The 5,186-nt window shown below is 69.6% G+C and carries 6 protein-coding genes and 1 pseudogene; 5 read left to right on the top strand and 2 right to left on the bottom strand.

All coding sequences use genetic code 11. The features are described 5' to 3' along the window. Both HO151_RS00825 and HO151_RS00820 read right to left on the bottom strand, forming a co-directional pair. A partial coding sequence (locus HO151_RS00825; RefSeq protein ID WP_173894220.1) for an aspartate/glutamate racemase family protein occupies nt 1-630 on the bottom strand: 630 nt, incomplete at its 3' end. Nucleotides 631-860: 230 nt separating this feature from the next. Then, a complete protein-coding gene (locus tag HO151_RS00820; RefSeq protein ID WP_173894219.1) occupies nt 861-1,574 on the bottom strand; it encodes a FadR/GntR family transcriptional regulator in 714 nt (237 codons plus the stop codon). Between the two features lie 374 nt (nt 1,575-1,948). On the opposite strand from HO151_RS00820, the gene HO151_RS00815 reads away from it, so the two are divergent. The 5 genes and pseudogenes from HO151_RS00815 to HO151_RS00795 all read left to right on the top strand — a co-directional run. Then, nucleotides 1,949-3,244 carry a CitMHS family transporter gene (locus HO151_RS00815; protein WP_173894218.1) on the top strand — a complete coding sequence of 432 codons (1,296 nt, stop codon included), beginning with the start codon at nt 1,949-1,951 and terminating at the stop codon, nt 3,242-3,244. Between the two features lie 231 nt (nt 3,245-3,475). Then, on the top strand, nt 3,476-3,928 hold the full coding sequence (locus tag HO151_RS00810; protein ID WP_173894217.1) for a cupin domain-containing protein: 453 nt from the start codon (nt 3,476-3,478) through the stop codon (nt 3,926-3,928). Between the two features lie 37 nt (nt 3,929-3,965). Then, complete coding sequence (locus HO151_RS00805) at nt 3,966-4,262, top strand: antibiotic biosynthesis monooxygenase family protein (RefSeq protein WP_173894216.1); 297 nt, start codon at nt 3,966-3,968, stop codon at nt 4,260-4,262. 343 nt (nt 4,263-4,605) lie between these two features. Then, a complete protein-coding gene (locus HO151_RS00800; RefSeq protein ID WP_173894215.1) occupies nt 4,606-4,926 on the top strand; it encodes a hypothetical protein in 321 nt (106 codons plus the stop codon). Then, nucleotides 4,844-5,186, top strand: a pseudogene (locus HO151_RS00795) (hypothetical protein); the annotation flags it as partial. The gene HO151_RS00800 and the pseudogene HO151_RS00795, both read left to right, overlap by 83 nt.

Here is a 5,186-nt window from a genome sequence, read left to right as displayed (position 1 = left end):
CGCGCCGTCCAGCACCGGCACGCCCAGCAGGTCGGCCAGGGCGTCGCGGGCCGGGGTGAGCGAGTACTGGGCCAGCAGCACCGCGTCGGCGTCAGTACCGCCGGCGGCCCGCAGGGCCTCGGCCAGGTGACGGGCAACCGTCCGGGGATCGGTGGCGCCGGCGGCGTCCTCGCTCAGAGCGGTCACGATGTCCACCGGACGGCCTGGGCGCAGCGCCGGGACGAGCGCTCGGAGCTGGGAGACGGCGGCCGGGACGGCGGGCGGCACCGAGGCGACCACGGCGATGCGCCGGTACGGGCCGGCCAGAGCGGCCTTGAACATCGACTCGTCGGACTTCAGCACGGGCACGTCCCACAGCGCGCGGGCGGTGTCCACGACCTCGCCGTAGGAGGAGCAGGTCAACAGCAGGCCCTGGGCGCCGCCGTCCATCACGTGCCCGATCAGGCGGAGCATGCGCCGGCGCAGGGCGCCGGTGAGCCCGCCGGCCGCGTTGGCGTCGGCCAGCAGGCGGTCATCCAGCACGTTCCAGACAGTGGCCTGCGGAAACTGCTGAGCGAACGCCTCGTGGGCGGTGCGGTGCGCGGCGGGCACGGCGTGGATCATCGCGACCAGGGGTGGGGATGTGATCACCGGGATCTTCCTCTTCCGGTAGGCGGGGACCGGCGTGGGTCCCGACCGCGGGCCTTCTCCGGCTGGCACGGGAGTGTTCCGTGACGGCCGGGGCGGGCCCGGGACAGGGCGGCAGCGTGTTCTCGCTGCGCTGCGCCGCCACTGTAAGACCAACCGGTAAACCGGTCAACCGGTTGAAGGTGGAGAGAGCCGCGCGACACCGGGAGCGGCCCGGCGGCCCGCGGCGCGCGCTACTTCTCGCGCCGCTCCAGCGCCTCCATCAGGCGGCGGGACGCGCCGTCCATGTGCCGGGCCATCGCCGCCCGGGCGGCCTCTGCGTCGCCCTGGGCCACCGCCTCGTAGATCGGGACGTGGTCGGCGTAGGCCACCTCACGGGAGCGGACGGCGCCGGTGCGTTCCACCCAGCCGCGCTGGATCATCGCGCGCATGCCCTTGAGCATGTCCCGCAGCACCGTGTTCGCGGCCAGTTCACCCAGGGCGGCGTGAAAGGCGGTGTCCGCCTCGGGGAACTCCTCGTCCGGGCATTCCCGCATGGCCGTCAGCCGGGCCCGCAGCAGTTCGACGCCGGCCTCGTCACGCGCCTGGGCGGCCAGGCCGGCGACGATCACCTCCAGTTCGGCGCGGGCCCGCACCATGTCGCGGGCGCCCCGTTCGCCCAGGACCAGGCCCAGTTCGAAGAGGCGGTAGAGCACATCGGAGTCGGTGCCGCGGAAGTAGGTGCCGCTGGACTGGCGGATCTCCAGCAGGCCCAGGAAGCCGAGCGACTTGATGGCCTCGCGCACGGTGGGGCGGTTCACCCCGAGCATCTCGGTCAGCCGTCGTTCCGAGGGGATGCGGTCGCCGGGCTGGACCTCGCCGGACATCAGGTAGTCGATCAGGCGGCGGGAGACCTCGGCGGCCAGGGGCTCGCGCGGCTCGACCGTGATTCTGGCGAGTTCGGCCATCGAAATCCTCACTTCGGGTCACTTCGGGTATTGACGAGATGGCCGGATTCTAGTTACCTACCGGCAATCCGGTGAACCGGTTGTCCGGAAGTGGGCGGGATCAAGCCACCCGCCTCCCCGGACGGACCGCGCCGGGGATCCCAGCCATGTCAGGCGCACTCCTGACGTCCTCATCGGGCCCTGCCCGCCGCGACCGTGCGCCCGTCCGAGCCGCCGTACAGGAGCCGCACGTCCTCATGACCGATCCGTCACACGAGCCGAGTACGGCCCTGTGTGTGCCGGCGGTCGTTGTCCAGACCGCCCCGCACTGACCCACGCGCCGTCGTGCGCCGCCGTTCGACCGGCGGCCCGCAGCCCTGCCCCAAGGAGCAACGATGCTCGCCGTCCTCGGCTTCGCCACACTGGGCAGCTTCATGCTGCTCGTGATGCGCAAATACCTCTCCGCGTTCACCGCCATCATGCTCACGCCGATCGCTGCCGCCGTCGTCGCGGGCAAGGGCGGCAAGCTCGGCGACATGATCATGAACGGCCTGGACACGGTCGCGCCCACCGCCGCCCTGCTGCTGTTCGCCGTCCTCTACTTCGGCCTGATGATGGAGGTCAAGCTCTTCGAGCCGATCGTCCAGGCCATCATCCGCGCCACCAAGGGCGACCCGGTCAAGATCATCGTCGGCACCGCCGTACTGTCCCTGTGCGTCGCCCTCGACGGGGACGGCACCACCAGCTACATGATCGTCTGCTCGGCGTTCCTGCCCATCTACCGGCGCCTGGGCATCAACCCGCTCATCCTCGCCACGCTCGCCGCGATGGCACTGGGCACCATCTCCGGCACCACCCCCTGGGGCGGCGCCGCCACCCGCGGCATCAGCGTCCTGCACCTGAGCGCCACCGAGTACTTCGTCCACATGCTCGCGCCCATGGCCCTGACCAGCCTGACCATCATCGCCGTCGCCTACTGGCTCGGCCTGCGCGAACGCGGCAAGCTCGACGCCCAGAAGCTGGCCGCCTACAAACTGGAGATCGCCTCCGGCGAGGCGTTCGAACCGATCAACGCCGGCTGGCGCATGTGGTTCAACGCAGGTCTCACCCTGCTGCTCATGGTGCTGCTCATCGCGGAGGTCGCCGACCTCTTGGTGCTGTTCATGGTCGCCTTCGTCATCGCCCTGCTGGTCAACATCCGCGAGATCGGCGACCAGCAGGACCTCATCAAACGCCAGGCCGCCAACGCGGTCCCGGTGATGATCCTGGTCCTAGCGGCCGGCGTGTTCACCGGCATCATGACCGACTCCGGCATGATCAAGGCCATGGCCGACGCGGCCCTGTCGATCGTCCCCGAGGGCTGGGGCAACGTCATCCCGCTGTTCACCGCCATCCTCGCACTGCCGCTCGGCTTCTTCATGTCCAACGACGCCTACTGGTTCGGCGTCGTGCCCGTCCTGGCCGAGTCCGCCGCGCACTACGGCATCCCCGCCAACGAGATCGCACGAGCCGGCGCCATCGGCCAGATCCTGCACATGATGGGACCCACCAGCGCGCCCCTGTGGGTCCTGCTCGGGCTCGTCAAGGCGGAACTGGGCGACTTCCAAAAGCACGCTCTGCGCTGGGGCGTGCTTGTCTCCCTCGCGTACATCGCCTTCGCGCTCCTCACCGGGGCCATCAGCATCGCCTGAGCGGTGTGTCCGAGCCACACCACCTGCCGGTGGACCGCAGGACTTCCTTCTGCGGCCCACCGGCGAGTCCGACCGCGAGCCGTGGCACCGGGCCGGCCTGTCGCCACGGCTCTTCGCCTCACGGGTCGTGCGGGCGCCGACGGCACAGCGAGAACGAGGCATGCGAGCAGGACAAAACATCCCCACCGCACGCCGTGGTGCGCGCCTGCAGCAAAGGAAACGGAGATCCCCATGAACCACCCCGCCGACGAATCCTGCTTCGCCGCCTTCCCGCCCGCCGTCCTGCGTCCCGCCGAGCTGACCTCCTTCAGCCGTGGCGGCGGCGCCCGCACCATCCCCCTGGTCACCCGGTCCGTCGGCGCCGAGATCTTCCTCACCGGCCAGACCCTCTTCGAGGGCGGTGCCGGTATCGCCCTGCACACCCACAACTGCCCCGAGAGCGTGACCATCCTCGATGGCAACGCCATCGTGAAGATCGGCGGCACCGAACACCACCTGACCCGCTTCGACACCACCTACGTCCCCGCCGACACCCCTCACCGCTTTCGCAACGCCTCCGCCACCGAACCGATGCGCATCCTGTGGATCTACGCCACCGTCGACGCCACCCGCACCATCGTCGAGACCGGTGTCACCGCGCGCATCGACGCCGAGCACCACAAAGCCCCGGCCGACCACGCCTGACTCCCGCGACGGCCTGGGAACGCAAGGAGACGCCATCGTGATTACTAAGATCGCGCAGATCGAGATCCTCCCGGGCCAGGAGGACGCCTTCGAAAAGGCCGTCACCGAGGCACTGCCCCTCTTCCTCGCGGCCGACGGCTGCGACGGGGTTGACCTGCAGCGCAGCGTGGAACACCCCTCGCGCTACCGGCTCATGGTCCGGTGGGAGACGGTCAAGCACCACACCGTCACCTTCCGCGCCTCCGACGCCTTCACCCGCTGGCGGGCCCTGGCCGGCCCCCACTTCGCGGCCCCGCCGAAGGTCGAACACGTGTATCCAGTCCTCGCGCACTGACGCAGACCCGCACACCAGCCGCATCCGCACACCCGGGCCCTCGGCTGCGTCACCGCACGGCGCGGATGCGCCCCGCAGGAGCACATTCCGCAGCCCATGCCTGGAACTCGGCGACGCCGGCGGCGGCCGGGCCTCGCGGAACGTACAGGAGCGGCCAAGTGAACGAACACCTGCTCCGGCCGCTGCCCGGGCAGGTCCTGGGGCCCCGCACATGAGGCACCCACCGCGTCATCACCAGCACCCGCTCAACCCCCGCCCAGCACGGCGAGCCCGACTGCCTCGACAGCCGCCATGGGCGCTACAAACAGCTGACTGCCCGCCCGAGCTCTGGGACCATCGGCTGATGGCCAACAGCAGGGATCGCTCCGTACTTCGGCAGCTGCTGGACGTCGTCGTCTCGCGCCACCTCAGCGGGAACACGCACGCCACCCTCAACGCAGCATTCGCGGAGCTGGCCATGCCGGAGATCCCCAAAGAAAGGGGATCGCTGCGCGAACGGATCGAATGCAGCTACGCCCAGGTCTGCGACAACGACCTCCCCCACGTCGCGCAACGCATCCTGGCGCGTGTGAGTCTCACCCCTGCGACCCGCAACGGGATACAGGATCTGCTCTGGGCTGAGTCGTCACCTGCGGAGATACATACCCGAAAGGATCCGTCGTGAGCTGGCCCGAGCCCTGGACCTTGCGGACCTGGCACGCCACGAAAGCCGATTCATGGCGCTGCTGGAGCGCTTCTGGGTACTCGACCGGAAAGAATCCCTCGCTGACCTGCTACTTTTCAGCGCCAATCGGCCGCCAGGCCTGAGACAGCACATCCAGCAACACGTCTTCCGCAACCCGGAGGACTGGTCGACCGAGGACCTTTTCGAATACCTGGGAGCGTTCGAGGCCGGCGACGCACGGTTCGCCCGCTTCCTCGAAT

Source organism: Streptomyces sp. 8P21H-1 (assembly GCF_013302945.1).
Note: the sequence above shows the minus strand (reverse complement) of the source record. Positions and strands in the feature narration are given on the sequence as shown.

Coding starts and splice junctions, on each gene's coding strand:
- HO151_RS00810 (WP_173894217.1), top strand. CDS start 3,476: ATGAACCACCCCGCCGACGAATCCTGCTTCGCCGCCTTCCCGCCCGCC.
- HO151_RS00800 (WP_173894215.1), top strand. CDS start 4,606: ATGGCCAACAGCAGGGATCGCTCCGTACTTCGGCAGCTGCTGGACGTC.
- HO151_RS00820 (WP_173894219.1), bottom strand. CDS start 1,574: ATGGCCGAACTCGCCAGAATCACGGTCGAGCCGCGCGAGCCCCTGGCC.
- HO151_RS00815 (WP_173894218.1), top strand. CDS start 1,949: ATGCTCGCCGTCCTCGGCTTCGCCACACTGGGCAGCTTCATGCTGCTC.